Source organism: Paenibacillus segetis, assembly GCF_014639155.1.
Lineage (GTDB): Bacteria > Bacillota > Bacilli > Paenibacillales > Paenibacillaceae > Fontibacillus > Fontibacillus segetis.
Genome location: NZ_BMFT01000003.1, coordinates 215,836 through 242,135, shown reverse-complemented (window position 1 = coordinate 242,135; position 26,300 = coordinate 215,836). Strand labels below are relative to the sequence as shown.

General features: G+C 43.3%; 24 protein-coding genes and 1 other annotated feature. Of the genes, 13 read left to right on the top strand and 11 right to left on the bottom strand.

All coding sequences use genetic code 11. From position 1 onward, the window contains the following. The 3 genes from IEW05_RS20370 to spoVV all read right to left on the bottom strand — a co-directional run bounded on the left by IEW05_RS20370 (nucleotide 1) and on the right by spoVV (nucleotide 3,730). Nucleotides 1-1,473 carry a S41 family peptidase gene (locus IEW05_RS20370; RefSeq protein WP_188541710.1) on the bottom strand — a complete coding sequence of 491 codons (1,473 nt, stop codon included), beginning with the start codon at nucleotides 1,471-1,473 and terminating at the stop codon, nucleotides 1-3. 131 nt (nucleotides 1,474-1,604) lie between these two features. Continuing rightward, nucleotides 1,605-2,408 (bottom strand): NAD kinase, encoded by an 804-nt coding sequence (locus tag IEW05_RS20365; RefSeq protein ID WP_188541709.1) that lies wholly within the window; start codon nucleotides 2,406-2,408, stop codon nucleotides 1,605-1,607. Between the two features lie 74 nt (nucleotides 2,409-2,482). Then, the gene (gene spoVV, locus IEW05_RS20360; protein ID WP_188541708.1) at nucleotides 2,483-3,730 is read right to left on the bottom strand and encodes a dipicolinic acid transporter SpoVV; all 1,248 of its coding nucleotides are present in this window, start codon (nucleotides 3,728-3,730) and stop codon (nucleotides 2,483-2,485) included. Nucleotides 3,731-4,202: 472 nt separating this feature from the next. On the opposite strand from spoVV, the gene IEW05_RS20355 reads away from it, so the two are divergent. After that, nucleotides 4,203-4,916: a DUF2225 domain-containing protein gene (locus IEW05_RS20355; protein WP_188541707.1), complete on the top strand. Its 714-nt coding sequence runs from the start codon at nucleotides 4,203-4,205 to the stop codon at nucleotides 4,914-4,916. Between the two features lie 75 nt (nucleotides 4,917-4,991). On the opposite strand, the gene IEW05_RS20350 is transcribed toward IEW05_RS20355, so the two are convergent. Continuing rightward, entirely contained in the window at nucleotides 4,992-5,225 is a 234-nt protein-coding gene (locus tag IEW05_RS20350) for a hypothetical protein (protein WP_188541706.1), read from the bottom strand. Beyond that, on the bottom strand, nucleotides 5,222-5,395 hold the full coding sequence (locus IEW05_RS20345; RefSeq protein ID WP_188541705.1) for a YycC family protein: 174 nt from the start codon (nucleotides 5,393-5,395) through the stop codon (nucleotides 5,222-5,224). Before IEW05_RS20345 ends, IEW05_RS20350 begins: the two co-directional genes overlap by 4 nt. A gap of 95 nt (nucleotides 5,396-5,490) precedes the next feature. On the opposite strand from IEW05_RS20345, the gene IEW05_RS20340 reads away from it, so the two are divergent. Both IEW05_RS20340 and IEW05_RS20335 read left to right on the top strand, forming a co-directional pair. Further along, nucleotides 5,491-7,302: a M3 family oligoendopeptidase gene (locus IEW05_RS20340; protein ID WP_188541704.1), complete on the top strand. Its 1,812-nt coding sequence runs from the start codon at nucleotides 5,491-5,493 to the stop codon at nucleotides 7,300-7,302. A 240-nt stretch (nucleotides 7,303-7,542) separates the two neighbouring features. Continuing rightward, nucleotides 7,543-7,968 carry an O-methyltransferase gene (locus IEW05_RS20335; protein WP_188541804.1) on the top strand — a complete coding sequence of 142 codons (426 nt, stop codon included), beginning with the start codon at nucleotides 7,543-7,545 and terminating at the stop codon, nucleotides 7,966-7,968. Nucleotides 7,969-8,069: 101 nt separating this feature from the next. On the opposite strand, the gene IEW05_RS20330 is transcribed toward IEW05_RS20335, so the two are convergent. Next, complete coding sequence (locus IEW05_RS20330) at nucleotides 8,070-8,285, bottom strand: alpha/beta-type small acid-soluble spore protein (protein ID WP_188541703.1); 216 nt, start codon at nucleotides 8,283-8,285, stop codon at nucleotides 8,070-8,072. A gap of 174 nt (nucleotides 8,286-8,459) precedes the next feature. After that, nucleotides 8,460-9,434 (bottom strand): aldose 1-epimerase, encoded by a 975-nt coding sequence (locus tag IEW05_RS20325; protein WP_188541702.1) that lies wholly within the window; start codon nucleotides 9,432-9,434, stop codon nucleotides 8,460-8,462. Nucleotides 9,435-9,569: 135 nt separating this feature from the next. Continuing rightward, nucleotides 9,570-9,836: a binding site (T-box leader), on the top strand. Nucleotides 9,837-10,040: 204 nt separating this feature from the next. Here IEW05_RS20325 and trpS point away from each other — a divergent pair. The 3 genes from trpS (at nucleotide 10,041) to IEW05_RS20310 (ending at nucleotide 12,835) form a co-directional block, all read left to right on the top strand. Beyond that, complete coding sequence (gene trpS / locus IEW05_RS20320; protein WP_188541701.1) at nucleotides 10,041-11,024, top strand: tryptophan--tRNA ligase; 984 nt, start codon at nucleotides 10,041-10,043, stop codon at nucleotides 11,022-11,024. Nucleotides 11,025-11,250: 226 nt separating this feature from the next. Beyond that, complete coding sequence (cyoE, locus tag IEW05_RS20315) at nucleotides 11,251-12,189, top strand: heme o synthase (RefSeq protein ID WP_188541700.1); 939 nt, start codon at nucleotides 11,251-11,253, stop codon at nucleotides 12,187-12,189. Nucleotides 12,190-12,235: 46 nt separating this feature from the next. Next, nucleotides 12,236-12,835: an SCO family protein gene (locus IEW05_RS20310; RefSeq protein WP_188541699.1), complete on the top strand. Its 600-nt coding sequence runs from the start codon at nucleotides 12,236-12,238 to the stop codon at nucleotides 12,833-12,835. An 18-nt stretch (nucleotides 12,836-12,853) separates the two neighbouring features. Here IEW05_RS20310 and IEW05_RS20305 read toward each other — a convergent pair whose 3' ends face one another. The 3 genes from IEW05_RS20305 to IEW05_RS20295 form a co-directional block, all read right to left on the bottom strand. Beyond that, nucleotides 12,854-13,204 (bottom strand): toprim domain-containing protein, encoded by a 351-nt coding sequence (locus IEW05_RS20305; RefSeq protein ID WP_188541698.1) that lies wholly within the window; start codon nucleotides 13,202-13,204, stop codon nucleotides 12,854-12,856. A 447-nt stretch (nucleotides 13,205-13,651) separates the two neighbouring features. Next, nucleotides 13,652-13,765 carry a sporulation protein YjcZ gene (locus IEW05_RS20300; protein ID WP_188541803.1) on the bottom strand — a complete coding sequence of 38 codons (114 nt, stop codon included), beginning with the start codon at nucleotides 13,763-13,765 and terminating at the stop codon, nucleotides 13,652-13,654. Between the two features lie 153 nt (nucleotides 13,766-13,918). Continuing rightward, nucleotides 13,919-15,094, bottom strand: a complete 1,176-nt coding sequence (locus tag IEW05_RS20295; RefSeq protein WP_188541697.1) for an MFS transporter — start codon at nucleotides 15,092-15,094, stop codon at nucleotides 13,919-13,921. A 241-nt stretch (nucleotides 15,095-15,335) separates the two neighbouring features. On the opposite strand from IEW05_RS20295, the gene IEW05_RS20290 reads away from it, so the two are divergent. From IEW05_RS20290 to IEW05_RS20260, 7 genes are all read left to right on the top strand, one after another. Next, nucleotides 15,336-15,776 (top strand): hypothetical protein, encoded by a 441-nt coding sequence (locus IEW05_RS20290; RefSeq protein ID WP_188541802.1) that lies wholly within the window; start codon nucleotides 15,336-15,338, stop codon nucleotides 15,774-15,776. A gap of 48 nt (nucleotides 15,777-15,824) precedes the next feature. Beyond that, nucleotides 15,825-16,979, top strand: coding sequence for a transglutaminase domain-containing protein (locus IEW05_RS20285; protein WP_188541696.1), 1,155 nt, complete (start codon nucleotides 15,825-15,827; stop codon nucleotides 16,977-16,979). An 89-nt stretch (nucleotides 16,980-17,068) separates the two neighbouring features. Further along, a complete protein-coding gene (locus IEW05_RS20280) occupies nucleotides 17,069-19,132 on the top strand; it encodes a peptidoglycan D,D-transpeptidase FtsI family protein (protein ID WP_188541695.1) in 2,064 nt (687 codons plus the stop codon). Between the two features lie 198 nt (nucleotides 19,133-19,330). Beyond that, nucleotides 19,331-21,391 (top strand): peptidoglycan D,D-transpeptidase FtsI family protein, encoded by a 2,061-nt coding sequence (locus tag IEW05_RS20275; protein WP_188541694.1) that lies wholly within the window; start codon nucleotides 19,331-19,333, stop codon nucleotides 21,389-21,391. Between the two features lie 481 nt (nucleotides 21,392-21,872). Then, nucleotides 21,873-22,634 (top strand): Cof-type HAD-IIB family hydrolase, encoded by a 762-nt coding sequence (locus IEW05_RS20270; RefSeq protein WP_188541693.1) that lies wholly within the window; start codon nucleotides 21,873-21,875, stop codon nucleotides 22,632-22,634. Between the two features lie 7 nt (nucleotides 22,635-22,641). Then, the gene (locus IEW05_RS20265) at nucleotides 22,642-23,127 is read left to right on the top strand and encodes a DUF456 domain-containing protein (protein ID WP_188541692.1); all 486 of its coding nucleotides are present in this window, start codon (nucleotides 22,642-22,644) and stop codon (nucleotides 23,125-23,127) included. A gap of 74 nt (nucleotides 23,128-23,201) precedes the next feature. Continuing rightward, nucleotides 23,202-24,833: a putative polysaccharide biosynthesis protein gene (locus IEW05_RS20260; RefSeq protein WP_188541691.1), complete on the top strand. Its 1,632-nt coding sequence runs from the start codon at nucleotides 23,202-23,204 to the stop codon at nucleotides 24,831-24,833. A gap of 25 nt (nucleotides 24,834-24,858) precedes the next feature. Here IEW05_RS20260 and IEW05_RS20255 read toward each other — a convergent pair whose 3' ends face one another. Next, the gene (locus IEW05_RS20255; RefSeq protein WP_188541690.1) at nucleotides 24,859-26,214 is read right to left on the bottom strand and encodes a DUF2515 family protein; all 1,356 of its coding nucleotides are present in this window, start codon (nucleotides 26,212-26,214) and stop codon (nucleotides 24,859-24,861) included. Nucleotides 26,215-26,300 lie beyond the last annotated feature (86 nt).

Sequence of the window (26,300 nt, the reverse complement as noted above, 5' to 3'; positions counted from 1 at the left end):
TTATTTATTTGCTAGGTGCACAACGCCTTGTTTATAACTCCACTCTACAGATGGGAATTTCTTTTGGAAATCATGCAATTCGATATAAGTTTCATTGTTGACTATTTTGATGCTTGAATTAGCTTTAGCAAATCCACTCTTGATTCCATTAGAATCCGTTATAATGACCTTTTGATTCTCCTTACTCCAGGAAACATTGCCACGCACTAACGAACTTAGTAAACGAGAGGGAGCGTAAATCTTATTACCGCTTTGAATGATATCGATGTATCCACTGAAGGATACGCCATTGATACTAAGGGATGAAGGACTGCCGTTAACCTCAAGTTGTTGTATTCCTGCCTTGTAGAATCCCGTAACGAGCTGAGCTGCGTAGTTGTTGATCACTTCTATATCAGGCTTCAATCCGATGTGGTTGAAATCCATTTGATTAGGTGTTAAATAGCGTTGAACAGTTAGCTTCAACGTACTGCCGTTGGACAAGGAATACAAATTTTGTATTCGTGCCTTGCCATAGGTTTGTGCTCCAACGACTGTGGCAACACCGTTATCTCGTAGTGCTCCGGTCAATATTTCGGAGGCGCTGGCGGTTAATTCATTGGTCAGAACAACAACAGGGATACCAATATCCTCGCCGTCTGTGATAAGTACGGGCTCCAGTTGATTGCTCTGATCTGCGGTGTACATTAAAGTGCCATTCTTGATGAAATGTTTGGCAATGTTAGATGCAGAGTTGACATAACCGCCTAGATTGTCGCGGAGATCTAGTACTAATGATTTCATCCCTGCGGAGCGAAGTTTAGTCAGTGCGGCCACAAATTCCTTATCGACGGATTCAGAGAAAGAAGAAATGGCGATATAACCGATTTTGCCTGAAGAGATATAACGACTATGGACGGAAGGAAGGACAAATTGAGATCTTCTGATAGGAAAATCTAGTATTTTACCATTACGATTAACTGTAATTACAACTTTGGTATTCTCTTCACCCTGTATCAGCATAATGTCCTCACTTGAAGTGATGGTGTGACCATCAGCTTTCACGATGATATCGTTTTGGCGTAAACCAGCTTGTTGGGCAGGAGAACCAGCGAGTACATCAGTAATATAAAGCTTGTTGTTCATAAAGCGATGGGTTATCCCTATCCCTACATATTGCTGATTCATTCCGTTCATAAAATCTTGCATTTCTTCATTGGTAAAATAATCGCTATAAGGATCATCCAATGTGTAAACCATGCCGCGGATGGCGTTCTCAATAAATTCTTCTCGATCTACTCCTTCAATATTGTAGGCATTTAAATAGTCTAGTACTTCCTGAATGATTGCTAGATCTGATGCTTGCGTCGTTACAGAAAGTTCAGTAGAGTCCGTTGTAGTAACAGTCATGGCTCCAGCAACATGTGGTAGCCCGATCAAAGATACTGATAAAATAGTGATTAGAGCACCAAAACGTATTTTTTTTAAGAACATCTTATTATCGTCCCTTCTATTAACTAGTTCTACTATTTATTATTGAATAAAAGAATCACAGAGGAAGGCGGATGACCTGACAGATCATCCGCCTAATGGGAAAAGGAATAGAACAACAATATTTCAGGACATTAACCCAAAAATGCGTTCCGCACCCGGGTCCAGAAAGGGAAAGGACGGTAGCGGACAAAGCTTACTTTTTGTTTGGCGACCTGACATCGAACCGAGATCAGATCGTCTACAGGCATACTGACATGATCAATAGTAAGCATCAGATTCTGCTCTTTACGAGAGTATATATCACAGTGATGATGGGCGGGAAGAACTAAAGAGGAACCCATGGTGCGAAATACCCTATTATTGATCGAAGCGATCTCAGAAATTTGCAAGGCTTCGATGGTAGGGTGAATGATGGCTCCACCGAGACTTTTGTTATAAGCTGTACTTCCAGATGGAGTAGAAACGCATATTCCGTCTCCTCGGAACATTTCGAATACTTGATCGTTGATATCGACCTCTGCCATAACGGTACCGTCTACACTTTTTAAAGTGAATTCATTAAGGCAAATAATAGAAGAGGTACCCGATTTCTTAACGATTTCAAGTTCAATTAACGGATATCTAACAATTCTAGGTTGTATTTGATCCATCTCTCCTTGATTGCCCATAAGTCGCACAAGCTCAGGGATTTCATCACTTTTCCAATCTGCGTAGAAACCAAGATGGCCTGTATGTACTCCAACAAAAGCGATGGACGGGATGCGGTCGATAAATGTATGGAATGCATGAAGCATCGTGCCATCTCCTCCGATGGAAACCACGATATCCGGATTTTCTGCATCAAGTTGCAGTCCGTACTGGGGTGCCAATTTATGAAAGGTCTCGCTTAGATCAACGGACAATTGGTCTCCACGGTCAAGAACGTAATATCTCAAGATGACAAACTCCTTTAATTTTCCTTTTGTAAAGATCATAATCAATTCTGAAACAGAACACAACGGTTCATTTTCTATTTGTGTTGCTTACTCTTGGGAGAATTCCAGTTCCGATGAATGATTACCGAGAGAACAGACAAAATAAGCAGTGTGGAAATGATTTTAAGAAATAGTATGAAAGTACCAGGAACCGCACCCCATCCTAGTGCTTCTTCTATTCCTGTTACGGAAATTTGTGAGGCCATTGCCGGGAGAGTACCCATGACGGGATGCCATAATAAGATAAGCAGGGTTGCCGCTAAAAAAGCATGGAGCAATCGGGCCATTAGGAAAGGAAAGTAACGGAGATCAGCTCCGTTCAAAATACTGGCTACCTGGGCATGAACGGATAAACCACCCCAGGATAGAATGAAAGCTGCAGCTGCAGCTTTAAAGACAAGTGGAACAGAAGCAGGTCCTGCAGCAGCTTTTGCGCCAAGTGTAACCTCGAATAGTCCACCTAGTAAAGGTTCCGCTAGAGCGGGGGGTAACCCGATATAGGGAAGAATCGTCCGAACCCCAGAATATAAAGTGGTCATCACGCCGGATACGGTTAGAACCTCAAGCACAACGGAGAAGAATACGACAAGACCACCGACAACGGTCATCAATTGAAGTGAGGATACAACCGCTTGCTGTAGCAATTCTCCTAGTCCTCGCCCGTCTTGTATACGTGCTTCATGCATGGCTTGTATCGCCCTGCGGAGACTAAAGCGGTGTGAAGTAGATTTTAAGGCTGCAGGGGAGCTAGAGGAAGGTTTATTACTTTTGGTACCATAGAATCTCATCACAAAACCGATCAATATGGCACTTCCGTAATGGGAGAGTGCTAATATTCCAGCTAATTTAGAATTCCCAAAGAAGCCGACCGATACGGCACCAATGAGAAAAATGGGATCGGATGATGTTGTAAAAGCAACAAGCCTTTCCCCCTCTTCCCTGGTGACCAGACGTTGTTCACGCAATTTGGTAGCTAGTTTGGCACTTACCGGATAACCAGATGCAAAGCCCATTGCGGCTACAAAACCACCACTACCTGGTATGCGGAATAAAGGCTTCATCAGGGGATCCAATAATTTACCTAGAAAATGAACTATGCCAAATCCAAGCATGATATCGGATATAACAAAAAAGGGAAATAAAGATGGGAATAGCACGTCCCACCAAATAGCTAGACCTCTTACCCCCGCCTCCCATGAAGAACCGGGATATGATAACATAAGCACTCCTAAGGTCAGTACGGCAATGAGCAGGAGTGGAATAATCCAGCGCTTAAAGTTCATGTTAATCCCTCCACATTGAAGTCAATAGTGAAGTGTATGACCTAAGAGGGACAAACAGCACAAAAAAAATAAGAAAGCGATTTCAAAAGTACTGGTTTCTTGATTTATTTATGTTAGAATAAGACTAAAGGATCATTGACTTCGCATAATTAATTATTGTGGATGGAGTGATTAATATGAGTTTTGTTGCAGGTGCTCTCGTATGCGCCTTTGTATACGTCATTCGCGCATCTCTCGTCCATTCAGGTGAAGAGGATTGGCGCAGTTATTAGTCATAAATATCTTTTATGTAGAAGCTCCGTTAGGAGCTTTTATTTTTTTTTGGTATAATATGAGATGCGAATATAAATACAGCTTAGAAATTGGAGTTGAATTAGTGATTGTGGTTTGTCCTGTTTCCCATTTTGTGAATACACCTCAGGAATAACAACGTCGACCTGCCCATTGTGGCATATGGAGAGGAAGAAGAAGAATGGAACTGGAAAAAAGGGAACTAGAACCTCTATTTAAAATTAAGATTACTTGTACATATTGTGAAAACGAGTTTCAAACGTCACGTGTTCGTCCTAGCTTTAAACGAGCGATGCGGAATGATACTGATTTTTGTAGTTATTATAAGAATGAAAATCCTGATTACTATGTTGTACGGATTTGCCCATCTTGCGGATTTGCTTCAACTGAAAATTCGATGGATCGGTTATCTGATATTCAACGTAAGAAATTTCAAGAGACGATTTCAAGTCGGTTTGTGAAAAAGGATTACGGAGGTCAGCGTGATTGGGAAACAGCGCTAGAGACCTACAAGTTCGGGTTATTAGTTGCACAGACAATTGGGGAGAAAGAGCGGATTATCGCAAGCTTGCTTCATCATATTGCTTGGTTATATCGGTACCAGAACAACAATGAACAAGAGCAGCGTTTCCTGAAGTATTCCATGGAGTCTTACATACGTGTTTATGAAAATGAAGGTGTTGGTGGATCCGACGCAAGACTGATGTATTTAATTGGTGAATTGAATCGTCGCATTGGTTCTTATAATGATGCAGTTAAATGGTTCTCACGAGTGATAAATGATAAGAAAATTGTAGATGCTGCCATGATTCGGGCATCTCGGGAGCAATGGAAATTCCTTCGTGAAGAAATGTTGAACGGCGGGCATGAACTACCGGAGGAAATGCAAAGTTAGTGACTTGATGCAACAACGGGGCTATTCTCATGTGAGAATAGCCCCGTTATAGAAAGCTTATAACTTTCTTTACAACTATCTACGGATGACCTTATCCGTCAATAAATAATCGTTGTCACTGTCCAGTACGAAAAGCTTATTCCCGCAGCAAGGAAATACAAGCAGCTTTTTCTTACCTTCACGGACGCTCTTTACTTCATTAGTCTTCATCGGGAGTAATACATTATCCTTACCGCAAAAAGGACACGCTTGTGCAAAAACGTCGCCCATGATGATGTCATAAGGCAGTGACTTATTGAAAGGGATCATGAAGAATGATCCGAATCAGTGGACGAGGGAGTTGCTGCTTCTTCTTTGGCTAATTCTGCAATTTTCTGTAGCAAAATATGTTGAGGCATATGCATGAGTTGCTCAATCGGCACATTTAACTTGGCGGCTAATTTAACAGCAGTATCTGCTGATATTTGTAGTGGTTTCATATACGAAAGATCCCTCCTATCAATTTGGCTACTATAACCTCTTATAGTTATACACTTATATAGTAGTTTACTTCAACACTTAAGGACAAGAAAGGATGATCAGCTTGAGACAAGTACACGTACCAATTACACCAACATGGGAATTAGACTCCATTTTTCCTGGAGGATCTACATCCAATGAATTTCAATCTTTCCTGAAGAAACTAGATGAGGATATTGCTAAAATACATAGCAGTATTAAGGAAAAAAGCGCGCCGCAATCTCTAAAGGATACAGCAACATTCGATGAAATTATCGCTGGTTTGCAAAGTGCCAAGTCCAGAATTTCTGAAGCGAATAGCTTCGTTTCTTGTTTGGGTGCGCAGAACCAGCATGATAAAAAAGCTGTGCAACTCTCCGGAAAGGTCACTGCACAAAATGCTCAATTACAGAATGTGATGACCTTATTTCAAAATATTCTACGCACAACAGAAAATGAAGTGTGGGATGCTTGGATGTCACGTGAGGAGATCTCACCTATTTCATTTGTGCTTAGTGAGATGCGTAATGATGCACGTGAAAAACTGTCTCCTGAGCTTGAAAGTCTTGCTTCTGACTTAGCAGTGGATGGTTACCACGGCTGGGGACAACATTATGATACGATTGTTGCTAAGGTAGGTGTACCTAAAACTGAAGAAAATGGGGAGATAACGATGCTCTCCGTGGGACAAGCCGCCAACAAGCTTGACGATCCCGATCGAGCAGTTCGTGAGGAGACGTTTGAGGAATGGGAGAGAGCTTGGGGTCAAGTAGCTGATTACGCTGCGGATACACTGAACCGACTTGCAGGATTTAGACTTAAGCTATACGAAAGACGTGGCTGGGACGATATATTGAAGGAACCGCTTGCGATCAATCGGATGTCGCATGAAACTTTGGATACGATGTGGAAGGTTATTGAGGAAAGCAAACCTGTTTTTGTAACGTATCTTGAGCGTAAAGCAAAGCTCCTTGGCCTAGAGCGCTTGAATTGGTGCGATGTGGATTCTCCACTTGGAGAGGCTACAGGGAAAATCACTTACGATCAAGCTGCTCAAGACATTGTAGAACAATTTAGGAGCTTTAGTCCTAAATTAGCCGATTTCTCTGCAGAAGCATTCAATAAACGCTGGATCGAAGCTGAGGATCGTCCAGGGAAACGACCAGGTGGTTTCTGTACTTCTTTGCCAAACAGCAAGCAAACACGTGTCTTTATGACTTTCGGGGGTACGGTCTCCAATCTTTCAACTTTGGCGCATGAGCTCGGACATGCTTATCATCAATACTTAATGGAAGAGCTACCTGTATTTAATCAAGATTATGCGATGAACGTAGCTGAGACAGCATCAACCTTTGCCGAGATGATCGTTGCTGATGCACTCGTTAAGAATGCAAATAGTAAAGAAGAAAAAATAGGCCTCTTGGCTGATAAAGCGCAAAGAAGCATTGCCTTCTTCATGAATATTCATGCCCGCTTCCTGTTTGAAACTTCTTTCTACGAGAAGCGCAAGCAAGGTACTTTGGATGCGACTGAACTGTCCGCATTAATGGAACAAGCTCAAAAGGAAGCATTCTGTGAAGCATTAGGTAGTTATCACCCTAATTTTTGGGCCTCGAAGTTACATTTTTATATTACCGAAGTCCCGTTCTACAATTTCCCCTATACTTTCGGTTACATGTTTAGTACAGGTATTTATGCTCAGGCTCAGCGAGAAGGTGCTGCTTTTGCCGCGAAATATGACGCATTATTACAGGATACGGGTATAATGACAGTCGAAGAGCTTGCAGCGAAGCATCTTGGTGTTGATTTGAAGAAACCTGACTTCTGGCGAGAAGCGATGTCGTTGGCCATTGCCGATGTAGAAGCATTCCTTGAATTGACGAAATAATAAAAGAGCAGATCCTCTAACAAAGGATCTGCTTTCTTTTTTACCAAAAAACAACAAAAAAACATGTCGTAATTTAGCATATCTTGATGATTTTAAGCTAGGTCTGAAATCTAAAGATTGTTTATATAGTAATATATAACCATTTTTGTTGTATGTTGTTGATAGCTGTATAATAATGGAATATAATGAGGCATAAGCCCTATAAGTAGGCAATCATATTATATGGGAAGGAGGGTGGATATTCTGCAAACCGATCAACTTTCACTTGCCAGGCAGCTTGACATGGTATTTAGAGAATTGGATCCGGAGCTCTCGGGAATGACTTCTGGAACTGTATTTATTCAGATTCGTAATAATGCCATCGGGAAATTCGGTATCCGCCATAATCCGATTGCTGGCCGAAATGGTCGACTATCTGAGGAGGATAAGGGAATGACCGTGTGCCAATTGCAGTCATTCCGAGCTATGGCGATTGAAGCTTTAAAGTTCAAACGGCACTGGACGCATGGAGAAATTAGTTATGAATTTGCTCTGCGTCAAGAAATGATCGTTGTCGATGCCATTATGGAGTCTAATTATAACATGGCCAATTTAATGATACATCGATACTCCAGAAAAGATTCCTCCACTACATACCAAGAATATAATTCAGACATGACTTCTTAAGTGAAAATCTTAACATACTGATAGCGTTTACACATAAACACAAGACAGGCGATCTGCACATGCAGACCGCCTGTTGACCTATTGGTTGAAAAGGGGGAATACTATTGACGACCCGACAATTGCTGTTCTGCCAATTGAACCAGACGTTTAGTGATATAGCCCCCTAGGGAGCCAGTTTCGCGAGAAGTGTAGTTCCCATAGTAACCGTCTGCTGGAATTTGAACGCCCAATTCTTGAGCTGCTTCCATTTTCAGCTGTTGTAGTGCAGCAGTCGCTTGAGGTACAACAAGATTGTTAGAGCGGTTTTGACCTGCCATGTTTCTCACCTCCTTTGCCTTTATGAGTTTAGTATGGTTTGTAGGCTCTAAAATATGCGCTCTAGCTTCTAACTATGGTAGTGGTAATTGTTGCATTTTTTTCTTATCAGGAATTTGAAATAAAAAAAAGAGCTGCCCACACTAAGGTGGACAACTCTTCTCCTACATCAATAATTAAGTAGTGGTAGGATGAATTATATCTAGATTAACGTTTAGTTCAATGGATTGGCCTGGTTGAAGATCAATTAAGCCTGTTATTTCATCTGATAAATTACAATTTGGTGCATCTGGCATCCAAGTATATGGTTCAATGCACAAAAATTGATCTGCCTCACCTTTTGTATAGAGAACCCAATGCTTGAAGTACTCCGGATCTGCAGAATATCGTATCCCGTAACCATCATCACGAGTCAAGAGAGCAACGACTGGTTTGTCACCAATTTGAAGCATTGTATCAAAATTTGTTCCTTGCATGTTGAGCCCTTCGTTCAACTTCTCCAAATCACCAAGAGGTGATATTTCCCCAGTTGGTACAAGCTCATCATCTGATACATAGATTCCAGATGACGGAAGATGCAAGTTCCATTTCTCAGGTTCACCATCCAGAAGGAACCAGGTATGAAGACCAATACCAAATGGTGCGGACTTCTGTCCTAGTGAGGTAACTTTAAAACTTTGTGTTAGAGAAGCTCCTTGTAGTCGTAAGGTCATCTCCAACTTGAGTGGTACAGGATATTGCCGAATCCAGTTCGGGTCATTTGCAGTTAGAAATTCTGTCGTTACGGCACAACCGTCCTCATCCTCTTGAATGTCACTAACACACCAGGATTGTGTGCGATGTAGTCCATGAATATGGTTGTCATTCGCCGTATTACGGTCAAATTGATATTCCTGGCCATCATAAGTGAATTGTCCTCTGCGAATCCGTCCCGGAGGAATCAGAAGTGGAATCCCAAAATGGTACGGCTTCTGCAGGTAGAAATCAAGATCGCTCTCATCCGGACCGCGCAGCACATCGCGCTGCTGAACATGATCCCACATGCTAATTACATTATTGCCGAGGCGGGGTAGCAGCGTGACTTCAAGTTCGCGGCTATGTAAGATGTACGTGTCGTAACCGTTCCATTGCCCTTTGGTCACTTTTTTCATATCGGTGCTCCTTTTCCCACATAATAATCATTTAGTAAGCTCTTCTGTCCTATCATAACACTTTTTCTCTTGGACGAAAAACGGATTTGACATTGTTAGTAAAACACACTTATGATATGACTAATAAAAGTATAATTGAACGCGATGATGAGGATAAGTAAGCTATGAGGAATTCCTTCAGAAAGCCGGTGGTTGATGTGAACCGGAGGAGCCGAATTGTCTGAATGGACCTCAGAGCGCTTAGCAGAAATGAATGAACAGTGAAGCCGTTCCTCAAAGTATGCTTGCCGGGAGTTCTCCGTTACAGAACGGTAAAGGCCAGTTTGATCTTGAAGCGAAGGTTTCGTTTCTGTAGTTGATCTCTGGCGAATAAGGGTGGCACCACGGTCTCACGTCCCTTGCGGACTGTGGGCTTTTTTTGTGTTTGGAATTAATTATAAGGGACAAGTTGATGAGTCTAAGCGTATGCTAACGAAATGAGTTTTGTACGAAGCTATTTCAGTTAGAAAATGCTATACAAAACTAAGCGTATGCTTACGAAGTAAGTTTTGTACGAAGTTTATTCAGTGTAGAAAATGCTATACAAAACTTTTAGGGGGAAATAATATGAAAAAAGTACTCTCTGGCATTCAGCCCAGTGGAAAATTAACACTCGGAAATTATATCGGAGCGATTAAGAATTTTGTCGCGCTACAGCATGAATATGCATGTAACTTTATGGTAGTTGATCTTCATGCAATTACTGTACCTCAGGAACCAGCGGACCTGCGAGAACAATCTGAAATGGTAGCAGCTTTATACGTTGCAGCCGGAATTGATCCTGCCAAGGCCAATATCTTTATGCAATCCCACGTTCCACAGCATGCCGAGCTCGGATGGTTGTTAACAACGATGATATCTATGGGAGAGCTTGAACGGATGACTCAGTTCAAAGATAAAGCTGCAGGTAAGGAATCTGTGGGCACAGGATTGTTTATATATCCGGGTCTTATGGTAGCTGATATCCTGCTCTATAATGCGGATCTCGTTCCTGTTGGTGAAGACCAGAAGCAGCATCTAGAGCTCACTCGTGATGTTGCGGGACGGTTTAATCACCGTTATGGTGAGTATTTTACGATTCCTGAGCCGTATATTCCGGAAGTAGGGGCACGTATTATGTCGCTGGATGATGCTTCGAAGAAAATGAGTAAAAGTAATCCGAATGCAGGCAGCTGGATTGCTCTCCTTGATGAACCCGCTGTTATCCGTAAGAAAATTAGCCGTGCTACAACGGACTCTGGTAGTGAAGTGAAATATGATCCGGCTAACAAACCTGAAGTGAGTAATCTAATTACAATTTATAGCCAGTGCGCGGGACTGTCTATTGCTGAGGTAGAAGCGCGTTATGAAGGTAAAATGTATGGGCCTTTCAAGAAGGATTTAGCAGAGGTCGTTGTTGGGATGCTTGAACCGATCCAGCAGCGGTATCGCGATATAAGGGAGTCTGGTGAAATCCGGGGTATTCTAGCTCAAGGTGCAGAAAGAGCAGCGGAGACCGCAGAAAAGACCTTAAAAGATGTGCAACATTTAATGGGATTTCTGGCGAAGTAAAAACGTTCCTTCAAACAAATATGGCAACTATGAAGAGACCTGGGCATAGATAAAAGTTTGCCTAGGTTTTTTTTGTGAAGTCACGAAATTGTCATAATAACTCCATGATTATCAAATGATTGTCAAACACTTTCGGGGTTTGATATGATAAAGTTCATAGTAAGAGAATATTTTACGAAATTTTCTTGCGGATTTAATATATATAAATTAGGAGGAATATTGACGCATGGGTAAACCTTTAAGTTATCATGCTCCTGCGGATTCAGCTACGTTGTCCGTGAGACCAACTCCTCCGGGAGAAACGGCAACTTGGAAGGACTTTGTAGCTTTGACAAAGCCGGGAATTCTTCGTTCGAATCTGATTGCCGTATTTGCCGGGTTCTGGCTAGCCTCTCATTGGGAGCTTCAATATGGAAAATTGATTATGACATTGATCGGGACGATGCTAATTATGGCCTCTTCCTGCGTGTTTAATAATTATTTCGATCGGGAACTGGATACAAAAATGGCCCGTACCAAGAATCGAGCACTGCCTACAGGCAAAATGTCACCTAAAACCGTGATGTGGTATGCCGTTATTTTGGGGATTGTTGGTTTGGGAGTTTTATTTGGATTCTCTGGTCTATTAGCTGGAATCCTTGGAATTGTTGGGATATTTGTATACGTTGTTGTATACACGCTATGGCTCAAACGTTCATCAACTTGGAGCACTTCTGTTGGCGCGATATCCGGGGCTGTACCTCCGATTATTGGCTATGTAGCAGTAACAGGAACTGTTGATTTAGGTGCCATCTTGTTGTTCGCCATGTTGTTTCTGTGGCAACCGCCTCACTTCTGGGCATTAGGTATTCGGCGTGTAGAAGAATATCGTGAAGCTGGTTTTCCGCTTCTCCCCGTTGTTAAGGGGATTCCAAGAACGAAACTACAAATGCTGCCGTATTTGATATTGTTGATCCCCATTCCTATCTTAATGTATGTGTACAATTACACAGGGATGTGGTTCTTAGTTATTGGTGAAATCATGTCTGTGGCTTGGCTCTTTATGGCTCTGAAAGGATTTCGCTCTCAAGATAATGATGCTTGGGCAAAAAGAGTATTCTTGTTCTCTATTAACTATTTGACAATTAACTTGATCGTGATCATTCTGGACACGATTCGTATTTAGTTTTCGTACCCATTGTGGTGACGTTGAGATTATCGGGGGACTCGGTATGACTTTGCTTAGAAAATACAAATGGACATGGATTCTACTAGCGATATGTATTATACTGGCAGGATATTTGTTCTGGGGAACATTCTCTAAGCCGAAGCTACCGGTGATCCGGCCGGTTGAGAATTTTTCATTAGAGAATGTGGATGGTAAAACCATCTCACTGGAGAATACGAACGGAAAAGTAAGGTTATTTTATTTCTTCTTCTCAAGTTGTAATGATGTATGCCCTCTAACTACGTTTAGGCTGGGTCAGGTACAAGATGAGCTCAAGAAAAAAGGATTGTTTGGTGAAGATGCGGAGATCGTCTCCATTTCATTTGATCCAGATCGTGACACTCGGGAGCAAATTAAGTCGTTTGCGGACAAATTTGGAGCCGACTATTCAGGGTGGTATTTCCTGCGGGGTGATCAGCAGAAAGTTATGGATCTGGCCATGAATTCTTTTAAAATACTAATCAATAAAGATGATAGTGGAAATTTTGTGCATATGGATTTGATCGGGTTAGTTGACCGTGAAGGTCAACTACGGGAAATATACCGACCTGAAGTTACAGCTTCCGAAATTGCTCAAGGCGTTATAGATTTAGCACGGGAGTAATCATAATATAGGTACTGACTACATTAAGTCGGGTGGAGGATACAGAATATGTGCCTCCAGACCGGCTTTTTCTAATTGAGCGATAATGTATTCATCAGGGGTTCCTTCTACGCCGGCATAGCCTTTTCGAGTATACATATGAACTGCTTCGGGGAAGACGTCTCTCAAGACACCTCGAATTTTTTTGCCTGAGGAATCGTTATCTAGAAACAGATAAACCTCATCTTCCCCTACTCGTCTTTGGAGAGATTCAAGCTTGCTTGAATTCAGTGTTCCAAACGTACATAGAATGTTTATTTCCTCCCCATGAATCAGGCGACGGAGTTTGCTGCGATCATTTTTTCCTTCAACGATAATATAGATGGACAACTTTAAGTTCACCTCGGATAGGGAGTTAATGTATTTACTAGAGGTTGTTCAAAAATTCATCTCTTGATCACGAAGAATCTCCAGGGGCTTATTCGACATCGAATCTTGAATTCAGCCGGGACAAGCATACGCTTTCGACGTATGTTTCCTACGGAAACATTTGAGGTGCTCACGTAGGTTTTGCCAGCGTATGCTTCCGTAGTCGTTTCTCCGAAAACGTGTAGCTCCGCTCCTCATTCCCTAGCTTTATTCAACCTTCTGGGAGCGTTTTGAAAAAACGCAACTTCGAAAGCATAGACTCTGGTGCTGAAAAGCTGACTTTTTGAACACGTACATATAGTGTATACTCCTTACCGATACTCATGCAAAACATTCATATAACAATTGAGCAAACGGCCTGTCTATCAAGGACAGGCCGTATTTGATGCGCGAATCGCACAGGGGAAATTAGAGCAATAGAGGAGCACGAAGAACGATGACCAGTAAAATATACAATACAAGAATCGTACCTGTTGTTGTCCAGAAACCACAAGCACAACTCGGTTGTACAACCGGTGCAATTACAGGTCCGCAATTTTCTAAATGGCCCATTTGTGTTCACCCCTCTTTCTTATTGGGTCGGTGATTACAAATTATTTTATGTAGGTCATTCGTTGGTGCCCTGTGCCACTGCCTAAAATCTTGAAATAACAATTTATTTCATCGTCAGAGAAATTACATCGTATTTGTAGGGGCGCCGATTGGTGGGATCGGAATGGAAGATTTTCTTCCCGAAGGTACAACAAGTAGAATAATCATAAGCAGCAGAAATCCGAGGAAAAAGGGAGAATAGCTATCCCGAATAGCCCCTGCAGCGATTGGACCAATGAAGGAACCTAGCGACATCGCAATCGATTGTAGAGAAAATACCGTACCAAGCCGTTGCCCTCCGCTGAGGTCAATAAACATAGAAGCAATAGCAGGGAAAACCACTCCCTTCGCCATACCGAGGGCAAATAATGAAACTTCAATCGGAATAGATGGTAATGCGGCTAACGAAAAAAAGGATAAAGCAATTCCAATAACACCGTAATTCGCCCGTTTGTAGGGTGAAAGTCGGCTTAGGAATAACATGGAGAGCGTGACGAGAGCCCCAATACTTATGATGGAGAAATAGAGACCCGTGTGCATAATGCCTGCGGCTCCACCCGCTCGTAGAGGCAATTCAAAGAATAACATACCTTGAGAGCAAGCTACGGCAAAGGGCAATAAATAATAACGGATCGGAATGACATTAAGCTTCACGGGGATAGGAACACGCTGCGTCATTGTGGTATCTGCTGCAGGAAGCGCTGGCTTAGGCTTTCGAGATTCCTTGATGGTAAAGATAGCGATCACGCCGGTTGTGATTAACAGCCAACCAAGCGATTGGAATGTCAGTGTGAAACCAACTTGGGCGACAAGGAACGCACCGGCAGCAGGAGATAGTACGGAAGCTAAGGTATGTGTGACTCCATGTCCTGCCATCAATTTGCCCTGTTTCGTTGGATTTTTGGATAAGGAGGCTAGAAGTGCCAAACAGGCTGGTGATAGAAAAGCTAGCACGAAGCCACTGATTGAACGTAATACGAGTAATTGCCACGGCTCTGTTACATGGGCTTGTAACAACAGAATGCATCCTGCGGTAATCATACTAAAGATCATAAACCAACGGCTACCATATCGGTCTACACCTTGACCAGCGATCAGATTTCCCGGAAGGTGTGTTAAAGCATAGATACCCATCATCCAGCCAATAAAAGTTGGTGCAGCGCCCAGTGATAGAGCGAATGGTGTCAGAATTGGATATTGGGCATGAAGGTCAAAAAAAGCCAGAAACATAAAGAAGTACAGCCAAAATGCCATTTTCATATCTTTCCCTCCTCACGTAAGTCACTATGATTTACTTGTACGTTCTTTGGGACGGACTTATACCCCTAAAATTTACAGAGGTTGTCCTTATTGTGGGGCTTTCTTCAAGAAATAGGGGTTAAGCTGACACTTCTTCGGGCCATCATGTATAATAAGAGAGGTTATTCCATAAGACTGCTTTCGGACACGAAACATAATGAATTGACCTGATAAAAATTGGAGCTTAGGAGTGATGTGGATGATGGACGTTCAAGTGTGGATTGAGTTTCTAAAAGAGAACTGGTTGGTTATTGTTGTTGCGTTGGTTGTTCTATTCTTGATTTTGAATTTCGTGAAGACCGTAGTGAAATGGGCACTTGTCCTTGTCATAGCGGCGTTTATTATCATCTACAGCGGAATTTCGGTGAAGGACCTTAGTGAAGCTGTCTCGACTGTAACAGATCAAGCGGCAAGTATCGGTAAGAATGAAGTGTTGAACGTGATGAAGAACGAAGCGAAGGATGCCAAGTTGACTCAGAATAGCGATGGCACATTTACGATTACGACACCGAACTTGGAAGTTACCGGCAGTAAAGACAGCGATAAAGTGAAGGTGACATCCCATGGAATTTCACTGGGCGAATGGAAAGTGAATGATACGGTAGAAACATTTATTCAAGAAGCGAAGAAAAATTCTAAATAGGATCAATGGCAGTGAGTTGAACCGATTGATCTATGACAGGAGGCAGAAATGACGGAAGCTTGGATTGCAAGTATACGCGAATTTAACCTGATTTCTATAGTGCTTGTAGTCATCTTGCTGGGCTCTGCCCTTCAGGGTATGGTGCGCGGAGCTTCCCGTTCTGCTGGAAGACTGGTCTCACTCTTAAGTACAGGGGTTCTGACCCTGCTCGGAATTGTAGCTTCGATTCCGTTCACCTTGTGGGTTTCTCCCATAGTGCAGCGGTCGCTTGCAGACAGATTCACGCTACCTGAGCGTGATTTAACCAAATGGGAACAGGTATACTATACGATTGGCACTGCGGTAAGGGACTTTCCACTGATGCGGTTTGCAGTATTGTTTATTTTCAGTTATTTACTATTCAGATTTTTACTTCGATTAGTTATGGCCTTTATATTTGGCGGAGGTTGGTTGTTTGGAGGACGATCTTCCGGCGGGGAACACTCTGCTTCCCTGTTCGGTAGATTGATTGGAGTGTGTATTGGTGGGGTCATTGGGGCTGCAAGAAGTCTGGTGGTCATCGCAGTTTTATTTATTGCAGTGACGCTTTTTCCAACTAGTGATTTTAGCCGATATGTGGAGGCATCACCTGTATATCAGCAAGGGGCGCGCAATGTCATTGAGCCACTATCGGGCAATTTAATAAAGAGTAAGCTTCCGGTCTTTACACGTAGTGTGGAAGCGGAACTCAATGGAATATTACAACGAAAATACGAAGTTATCGATGCGAATATCCCTCAAGATATAGAATTGACTGCAGCAAAAATTACCGAAGGAGTAGCAAGTGAAGAGGAGAAGGCTCGTCTATTGTATGATTGGGTTGGATCGCGCATTGTATACGATGATGATAAAGTAACGGATTATGAAGAAAAAGGAATATGGCATGAACAAACCCCGCAAATGACCTTTGATACGAAGAAGGGAGTATGTATCGATTATTCTCGTCTGTATGCAATCATGGCTAGGTCTCAAGGTTTACAGGTCAAAGTGGTAACTGGACTTGGATATGACGGTCAGGGTGGTTATGGTCCGCATGCTTGGAATGAGGTATATATTCCGGAAAAAGAAGAATGGATCCCACTTGATTCCACTTGGGCGCGCAGCGGTGATTGGTTTAATTCTCCGGGATTCAGTGAGACACATATTGCGGACAAGATTGTATAAATTCCCAGAGGGTGTAACTTCGCAGGGTGTTCATACGTTGTGCTAAAATAGAGAGATGATTTAGTAGGATTGAGGTGGAGGACCGAGAAATGAAAAATGTCTATTCTGACGATAAGCGCGAGCAGGAGATTGCGATGCAGCGTCATTTTAATATTCGACTGAATATGTTCTTTTTTAGTGCATTTGCTATATTTACTGTTATTATTGTGCGGCTTGCTATCCTGCAATTTGTAGAAGGTCCAAGCCTTTCACAGCAGGAAACAAGCATGAGAGTAAAAGATGTACCCCTTCCTCCAACAAGAGGATCGATTATCGCTGCTGGGGGCGAGAAACTCGCGTATTCCACACCAGTACAATCGCTATATATCACATTGCAGAAGGACTACAGCAAGGAAGCAAACCGTCCAGAGGCTACAGCGCTAGCTGAGAAATTGAAGAAGGTCTTTGATGAGTATGGGGATCCGAATGTAACACCTTTGACTTTGGATGAGATCCTTAAAGCGATGGATATTGATTATAGACAGAGCGGTGGATTCTCTCCTCGTAGGATCAAGCTTGATCTATCGGAAAAAGAAGTGGCATATTTCTTGGAACGGAAAGATCAATATCCAGGGATAGAGGTCGTGGAAGAAAGCATACGTCATTATGATAAAGATACGGTGGCGGTTCAGGCCGTTGGTTATATAAGAAAATACAAAAACGCTTCGACCAACCTAGAGTATTACAAAAAGATCCGGGCTCAAGAACAAACCGACCCAGCTTTACAGTATACAGAAACGGAAGATGTTGGGTACGATGGACTGGAGTTATATTATCAGGATGTACTTCGTGGTAAAAATGGATATAAGAGTGTCTCGATCGATCCGCGAAATATGGCAACTGGTATTCCAGAAGTCACGCCACCTGAAAAGGGGTACGATATACACACCACACTGAACAAAACGGTTCAGCTTGCTGCAGAAGAAGCAATTATGGATCAATTGGATTGGGTGCATAAGAACCCTGTGTCTGGGAAAACCCACCCTAATGCCAAAACGGGATATGCGGTAGCGATGGAAGTGGATACCGGGAACGTAATTGCTATGGCAAGTATGCCAGATTATGATACCAATGTATGGCAGACAGGGAGTGTTTCAGCCGAGGAGTATAAGAAAATTGAAACCAACTACCAGAACGGGACGATAACACCGTTCAGTTCGGGGCGTTCTGGCCACAATTTCGAATCAACCATCTTGCTCGGCTCGACAATTAAACCGTTATCGGTTCTGATTGGCTTAAATGAAGGGTTGTTCACGACCACTACGGTCTACAGTGACAGAGGAATTGCTTACTTTGGTAAAAATGACTCCGCTAGTGTCCGTAACTCAGGAAGTCACGCTTATGGTGCTCTAGACCCGGCAGGGGCCATTCTTCATTCCTCCAATACCTTTATGGTGGATATGGTTGGCGAGAAACTGTATAACAAATATGGTTCTGAGGGTATTGGGGTATGGGATAGATACATGAAGGCATTTGGATTAGGTGTCTCCACTGGCATTGATCTCCCTTCAGAATATTTAGGTAAATTGGAATACATGAATGAATCGGAGACTGCACTTTCCAGGCTAGCCTATGCATCGTTTGGTCAACAAGGTAAGTATACAGCGATGCAGCTTGCTCAATATACAGCGACCTTAGCAAGTCACGGTAAGCGAATGCAACCTCAATTAGTTAAGAAGATTACCGATGCGGATGGGAATATCATAAAGGAAATTCAGCCGAATGTGATGGATGAAATTAAATTTAATGATTCCTATTGGAAGGAAGTCATCAGTGGAATGTCAACGAGCGTCAACAATGCGTTTGCTGGTTTCCCGTATGACTTTGCTCGTAAAACAGGGACCTCAGAGCAATGGGGAGCTGGTGCAAACCGCGATAATGGTGTATTTATCGCATTTGCTCCACGTGAGAATCCTAAGCTCGCTGTTGCCGTTGTTATTCCCGAAGGTGGATTTGGTGCGTGGAGCGCCGCGCCGGTGGCGCGTAAAATTTTCGACACTTACGATCAGGAGTATGGTCTTGACGGCGTACCAAAGAAAAGTCTACAGAAGAAGAATGACAGTACTACAAATACAGAAAATAAAAACGAGTCCGAGACTGGGACGACGGAGTAATCGGCTTCGTGGTAACTGAATAAGAAGTCATTCAGGCAAGAGGATCATACCTCTTGCCTTTTTTGTATGTAATATCTATGAATAGTATAAATATTACAAGGATAAGATTGTGTGTATTTCCAGAATAGTGTAACTTTAAAAAAGGTTTATACGTTGTGCTTTATATCGCTGCGATTCGTTAGGATTGGGGGAAGAGGTATGAAAAATATCTTTACTGACGATAACCGTGAACAAGAAATAAGGATGAAACATCATTTTCATATTCGACTGAATGTGTTCTTTTTTAGTACGTTTGCTATATTTACCGTCATTATCATTCGACTTGCTATTCTGCAATTTGTTGAGGGGCCAAGCCTTTCACAACAGGAAACCAGCATGAGAGTAAAAGACGTCCCCCTTTCCCCAATTAGAGGCTCGATACTTGCTGCTGGGGGCGAGAAACTTGCTTATTCCACACCGGTACAATCGTTGTATCTTACTTTACAGAAGGATTACAGCAAGGAGACGAATCGTCCCGAGGCTATTGCGCTAGCCAAGAGCTTAATGAAGGTTTTTGATACCTATGGAAAACCTGATGGACCACCTTTGACCTTAGATAAAATCATTGAAGCGATGGATATTGATTATAAACAAGGGGTTGGATTCTCTCCTCGCCGGATCAAGATTGATTTGTCAGATAAAGAAGTAGCTTATTTCTTGGAACGGAGGGATCAATTTCCGGGGATCGAAGTCATGGAAGAGAGCGTACGCCATTATGCTAAAAATACGGTTGCCGTACAAACCGTTGGATATATTAGAAAATACAAAAACGCTTCAACCAGTTTGCCCTACTATAAGGAAATCCGAGCGCAAGAAGAAAGAGCTGCTTCTTTACAATACACGGAGGCAGAAGATGTTGGGTACGATGGACTGGAGTTATATTATCAGGATATACTTCGCGGGAAGAATGGGTACAAGAGTGTCTCCATCGATCCGCGAAATATGATAACCGGAATTCCTGAAATCACACCACCTGTAAAAGGATATGATATCCACACAACCCTTAACGTTACGGTACAACTTGCTGCGGAGGCAGCAATTACAAATCAAATTGACTGGGTCCATAACAATGCAGTGTCCGGGGAGACACATCCTCATGCGAAAACAGGATATGCGGTAGCCATGGAAGTGGACACGGGGAACGTCATCGCTATGGCGAGTATGCCGGATTACGATACCAATGTATGGAAGACGGGAAGTATTTCAAACGAGGATTACAAAAAAATTGAAACCAACTATCAAAATGGGACGGTTACTCCAATTAGTTCGGGACGCTCGAATCATAACTTTGACTCGACTGTCCTGCTTGGTTCGACCATCAAGCCGTTATCGGTTCTCGTTGGATTGAATGAGGGGTTATTTACCACAAACTCAACTTATACTGATCATGGGATTGCTTATTTTGGGAAAAATGATTCCTCTAGTGTTCGAAATTCAGGTAGCCATCCATATGGACCACTTAAACCAATCGATGCGATTCGGAAGTCATCTAATACTTTCATGGTGGATATGGTTGGCAAGAGGCTCTATAAGAATTATGGTGCCAAGGGCATTGACATATGGGACGGCTATATGAAGGAATTTGGTCTGGGAGTATCTACAGGAGTCGATCTCCCCTTAGAGTACTTTGGGAAGTTGGAATACACTAATAAAGCGGAAACGCCGCTTACTCGTCTAGTTCTTGCTTCGTTTGGACAACAAGGTAGGTATACTGTATTGCAACTTGCTCAATATACAGCAACCTTGGCGAATAGAGGAAAACGAATGGAACCGCATCTCGTTAGCAAGATTACAGATGAAAAGGGAAACATCGTACAAGAGATTCAACCGAAGGTTTTGAATGAAGTCAAATTCAATGAGACCTATTGGAACACGGTTATCGGTGGAATGGAGACAAAGGTTGATGCTTTTGCTGGTTTTCCATATGACTTTGCCCGTAAGACAGGAACATCAGAGCAAAGTTATAAAGGCAAAAATATTGATAATGGCGTATTCATTGCTTTCGCACCACGCAACAATCCTAAACTAGCCGTCGCCGTTGTTATTCCAGAAGGTGGCTTTGGCGCACACAGTGCCGCACCTGTAGCTCGTAAAATTTTTGATGCATATGACCAGGAATATGGTCTCGATGGAGTACCGAAGAAAAATTTACAGCAGAAGGATACTACGGCCCAGGGGACAGAAAATAAAAGTAAGTCTCAATCCGGTACGACGGAGTGAAGACTGAGCAAGAGTTGAATAAAAATATTTAATGCAAGGGGCACTCTCCTCTTGCTTTTTTGTTGGGTTATCACTTAAAATTTGCACTAGGGAAACATTTTTCTATAAAGACAACATATGGGATGTAAAATATATCAGTAACAGGCGGGGAGGGAGTAATATGGAGCAATTACAGGTTAAGAGAAGTTCACTACAGCGGGCGAAGATGACTTTGGGTGTTCTGGCATTGATTATCGTTGCGATTTAATGAATTAGAAATCGTATAGCCTTTTTAGGCTTTTATGTAGCCCGTTTTTTTGCAGATGACTGCGAGAACTCGGGCTTTTTTTCGAGCATATCCTCAGGTGGCCTGTGAGTAAGAAGGACGTAGTTAGCTTTATCTTTGTTGGGGTCAAGGTAATATGGTAAAATGGCGTTGTGTTGTTTAGAGAGAAGCAGTAGAAAGATAGAGATAAATAAATTTGCTCAGGATGAGAATGGAATGGAGGATGACAACTTGAAATATAAATTGCTAGCACTGGATATGGATGGAACTTTGCTGAATGATAATCATGAAATTACACCCGAGACTGAGAAATGGATTCATAAAGCAAAGGCGGCAGGAGTACATGTGTGCCTTTCAACAGGTAGGGGCTTTAATGAAGCCATATCGTTTGGTGATCAACTAGGTCTTACTACACCGATGGTGACAGCAAATGGTAGTGAAGTGTGGAAAACGCCACATGAACTGTATCACCGCGAATTGTTTGATAAGACTATTATTGCGAAAATGCATGCGATTGCTAGGGAGAAGAAAGTCTGGTTCTGGGCTTATTCCGTAGAAGGCGTCTATAATGAGAATAATTGGGATGATTCCTTGCTGGACCTAAACCAATGGATTAAGTTCGGTTATCATATCGAGGATGATGAGGTTCGGCATGATGTATTGATGCAACTTCAAGATATGGGCGGGCTTGAAATTACCAACTCTTCTCCTGTCAATTTGGAGATCAACCCATTGGGTATCAATAAAGCGAGCGGTATTCGCATGGTTTGTGAAGATTTGCTTGGTATCGATATGTCAGAGGTAGTAGCAGTTGGTGACAGCTTGAACGATCTAGCTGTCATTCAAGCGGCTGGGTTAGGTGTGGCAATGGGGAATGCTCAAAGTACACTTAAGGAAAATGCGGATGTTGTAACGGCATCGAATAATGATGATGGAATTGCGTTAATCATTCGAAATTATATTTTGACTGAGGAGTGATTCATTCATGGTCATACTCGGCTGGCTGCTAGTTATCGCTTTGTTTGTCATCGGTATGGCGGGAACAGTATACCCTATCCTTCCAGGGGTGCTGGCCGTGTATTTTGCCTTTTTCGTCTATGGATGGTTCTTCTCGTTTGATTCCTTTGGCCCGTTTTTCTGGATCATTCAAACGCTGATTGTCATCGTTCTATTGGTCGCAGATTATGCGGTTGGCGCATGGGGGGTCAAAAAATTTGGCGGTAGCAAGCTATCGATCTGGCTGAGTACAATTGGAATTATTATTGGGCCATTTGTGATTCCTGCCTTCGGTTTAATATTGGGGCCGCTACTTGGGGCCATGATTGGTGAACTTATCAAAGGGCAGCCGCTAGAAAAAGCGTTTAAAGTAGGGATTGGCTCAGTTGTTGGCCTATTTACGAGCGTTGTGGTCAAAGTGGTACTGCAGCTTGCCATGATCGTGGTCTTTATGATCTGGGTTATTATGTTCTAAATCTATTCATTATGCTTATTCCATCATCTATTACTTTGCTAAGGTTGGGTAATACCAGAAAGAAGGAATTTTCTTTGTCCAAGAAAGAGTCTTTTGTAAAAGGTACGTTGATTCTTGCTGGGGCGGCGTTGCTGGCTAGGGTATTAGGATTGTTTCAGCGCGTTCCCTTAGAACATATTCTCGGAGATATCGGTAATGCGGCATACTCTCAAGCCAACGCGGCTTATTTTATGTTGCTAACGATTGCTACGGCAGGAATTCCGAGCACTTTAAGTAAAATGGTGTCTGAGCGACATGCGTTAGAACGTCCCGGCGAGGCGCGTCGGATATATCATGCTGCTTTGATCTTTTCCCTTATTGCTGGGGCGGTCATGTTCGGACTTCTTTACATTATGGCACCTGCGTATGCCAAAGCTACGGGGGTACCAGAATCTGCGGTTGCCATGCGAGCTTTGTCACCAGCTCTTCTGTTTTTTCCTGTGATTGCAATAATACGTGGTTACTTACAAGGCCGTAACATCATGATCGCTGGTGGTATGTCACAAATTATTGAGCAAATTGTGCGGGTTGGTTCAGGGATTGCCCTGGCATTTATTTTGTTTAACATGGGCTATGCTGGTGAGAAAATAGCAGCGGGAGCTACATTTGGAGCAGTTTTGGGCGGTATCGCAGCTTTAGTTGTCATGTTCTCTTATAATTATAAAGTGCGTCAAAAGGACCTGAAGGAGAACCAACTACAAGCTCCATTTGAAAAGAATACGTTGTCGATGCCGAGAATCTATGCTGAGATTTTCAAACTTTCGATTCCAATTGTTCTTACGGCTATGGCAGTTCCGGCGGTCAATTTTATCGATAACTCCATATTAAAACCGCTTCTTAGTGGACAAATTGGTTCGAAGGAAGCGACTTATATTTTGGGGATTCTCGGTAATCGTGCGCAAATGATTGCGGGTATTCCTCCGATCTTGGCCATAGCACTTAGCCAATCACTCGTACCGATTATTTCTGCTGCATTTGCACGTGGAGACAAAGAACATCTGCATCGGCAGGTTACTCTGGCGATGCGCGTGGCTGTCCTAACGGGAATGCCGATCATTCTCGCTTTGTGCGCGGCGGCGTATTCAGTTAATGGTTTGCTATTTAGTACGCGAGATGGGAGCAGCATCATTGCACTGTTGACATTCGCAACGATTTTTCAAATTACGATGATGACAAGCAACTCGATATTGCTTGGAATTAATAAGGCAAGCTTATCGATGGTTCATGTGGCAATAGGTATCGCGACTAAATTGGTTGCGAGTTATATTCTCTCGCAATTCTGGGGCATTTACGGCATTATTATCGCAACAGGACTCTGTTTCTTCGTTATTACGATTTTGAATGTTCGAGCGATGAAGAAGATTGTACCTTTCTCCATTATGGGGAATCGTTGGATCGGCTTCATTCTAACTTCAATCGTGTTATCTGGCGTTGGATATGGCCTAAACCAGGCGGGAATTCAAATGGTATCGATTCTCCCTGATCGTGTAGCCTTCTTCTTGACGTGTTGTATCGTCGGAGTGGTTGTTGTAGCTCTGTATCCTGTGATGTTGGTGTTGCTCCGTGTAGTACGCAAAGACGAGCTTGGTAGTTTCCCTGCGCCGTTGCGGAAGGTATTGTCTCCGCTTATGCGATTACAGCGTACGAAGACAGTGGGGCGCAGCTAAGGGGGACAGGTTCCTTGTCCCACTACTAGTTGTCAGCCATGGCATCGTGCATTAGCGCCGTCTTGAGAATGGCTAGCCGATGTTCTCGGCTGATATCGCAAAGGTAAGGCGCTTTGGGCGCACTGATGCCATCCAGTGCGCTACTGTCCTTGAGCCAATCTTCTCTTGTGATTGGCTCATAAGGTGTATCGCCCCAAGCATCCAGCAGCTTGGGGCTATAGAGACGCTTGCCCGCTGGCAGCGTCTCAGCTTCAAGAAGCTCTGACCCCTGACAAGGGGTGGTCAGAGCTTCTTCCCGTTTGGCCGTGAATAATTCCGGCCAATAGTCTGCGCGCGAGCCGCTATGCGGCACGGCTGCGGCGAAGTTCTGTGCGCCGCTTCGCACGGCGCGCAAGCCCATGAGCATCGCGTATAGGCTCTTGCCTAGCGCGATGCGAGCGGGGAGGCTGCCGAAGTCAGAGACACCGCGCCCGGCTAGGCGGGTGACGGCCCTTCTGCCGGCACCAATCCCCGCCTCTGCTACTCCGTCATCCTCCGGCTCCGTTTTCTGCTTTGCTTCTTCTACGGGCAGATCGTCCAGTAAGGGGAAGACGATCTGACTTATTCCCGTTAAGTTGTGAAGATGATAGCTAAATTTATCGGTTACATATTTCTGATAATAGGGATGGCGTATAACTCTTTTTTCTATGTAATGTTGTTCATTTATGATTAAGCCTACAGTGAGAAGTGCACTTCCACGGTCGATCCAGAACCGTTCCCAGAAAGGACGCATGAATTGGGACACGTGGAAATAAGGGAGTAGATGGAAATGGCTAGAGCCCAGCTCTCGACTTTTCATATAGAGAAGAAGCTGTGGATAGGCATCTTGAAAGATCAACGCATTGCCCCGTTCAAGAAACCGGTAAGTAAGTCGCTTCCCTTCTTCATCTAACGTGTCAGCGATCCGGCTTCCCCGGAGGTCGGTCATATTCCATCCTGCATTTCGTGACACCATATGGGCGAGGAAGGCCCAATGCAGCTCAGGATAGGCTTGAAAGCAGGCCAGGTATGCTGCGGTCCGAGTAATATTGCTAATCCCCGCGCGATCGGTGGCGGTAGCAATCTCTTCGACGAGTGCACAATCAGTATCGTTCAAGGGTTCCATGGGACGGGCAGCTGTGCCTCTGCGCACCAGATCTTCAATCTCAGCAGATACGGTCCTGGCAGAGACTTCATTCCATCCAAGTGAAATCCGATCTTCCCGAAGCTCGGTAGAATCGGCTAATTCAGCTGCCTTACCTTTAACCATTTCACCTAATACTGCGGGCAGGCGAAATAATAATTCCTTAATACCAGAATGCGGTACAGAATTTGAAGGATCGCCATCTGGATGCTGTTTCATGGGATTTCCTCACTTTCTGGGACAAGGAACCTGTCCCCCTGTCCCTCTCCGTCATCATAATTAATACAAGTATGGCCCAAAAATTT

Bases quoted from the DNA above. Each gene is read 5' to 3' on its own strand.
- IEW05_RS20370 (WP_188541710.1), bottom strand. From the start codon at position 1,473: ATGTTCTTAAAAAAAATACGTTTTGGTGCTCTAATCACTATTTTATCA.
- spoVV (WP_188541708.1), bottom strand. From the start codon at position 3,730: ATGAACTTTAAGCGCTGGATTATTCCACTCCTGCTCATTGCCGTACTG.
- IEW05_RS20355 (WP_188541707.1), top strand. From the start codon at position 4,203: ATGGAACTGGAAAAAAGGGAACTAGAACCTCTATTTAAAATTAAGATT.
- IEW05_RS20350 (WP_188541706.1), bottom strand. From the start codon at position 5,225: ATGATCCCTTTCAATAAGTCACTGCCTTATGACATCATCATGGGCGAC.
- IEW05_RS20345 (WP_188541705.1), bottom strand. From the start codon at position 5,395: ATGAAACCACTACAAATATCAGCAGATACTGCTGTTAAATTAGCCGCC.
- IEW05_RS20340 (WP_188541704.1), top strand. From the start codon at position 5,491: ATGATCAGCTTGAGACAAGTACACGTACCAATTACACCAACATGGGAA.
- IEW05_RS20330 (WP_188541703.1), bottom strand. From the start codon at position 8,285: ATGGCAGGTCAAAACCGCTCTAACAATCTTGTTGTACCTCAAGCGACT.
- IEW05_RS20325 (WP_188541702.1), bottom strand. From the start codon at position 9,434: ATGAAAAAAGTGACCAAAGGGCAATGGAACGGTTACGACACGTACATC.
- trpS (WP_188541701.1), top strand. From the start codon at position 10,041: ATGAAAAAAGTACTCTCTGGCATTCAGCCCAGTGGAAAATTAACACTC.
- cyoE (WP_188541700.1), top strand. From the start codon at position 11,251: ATGGGTAAACCTTTAAGTTATCATGCTCCTGCGGATTCAGCTACGTTG.
- IEW05_RS20310 (WP_188541699.1), top strand. From the start codon at position 12,236: ATGACTTTGCTTAGAAAATACAAATGGACATGGATTCTACTAGCGATA.
- IEW05_RS20295 (WP_188541697.1), bottom strand. From the start codon at position 15,094: ATGAAAATGGCATTTTGGCTGTACTTCTTTATGTTTCTGGCTTTTTTT.
- IEW05_RS20290 (WP_188541802.1), top strand. From the start codon at position 15,336: ATGGACGTTCAAGTGTGGATTGAGTTTCTAAAAGAGAACTGGTTGGTT.
- IEW05_RS20285 (WP_188541696.1), top strand. From the start codon at position 15,825: ATGACGGAAGCTTGGATTGCAAGTATACGCGAATTTAACCTGATTTCT.
- IEW05_RS20280 (WP_188541695.1), top strand. From the start codon at position 17,069: ATGAAAAATGTCTATTCTGACGATAAGCGCGAGCAGGAGATTGCGATG.
- IEW05_RS20275 (WP_188541694.1), top strand. From the start codon at position 19,331: ATGAAAAATATCTTTACTGACGATAACCGTGAACAAGAAATAAGGATG.
- IEW05_RS20270 (WP_188541693.1), top strand. From the start codon at position 21,873: ATGGAGGATGACAACTTGAAATATAAATTGCTAGCACTGGATATGGAT.
- IEW05_RS20265 (WP_188541692.1), top strand. From the start codon at position 22,642: ATGGTCATACTCGGCTGGCTGCTAGTTATCGCTTTGTTTGTCATCGGT.
- IEW05_RS20255 (WP_188541690.1), bottom strand. From the start codon at position 26,214: ATGAAACAGCATCCAGATGGCGATCCTTCAAATTCTGTACCGCATTCT.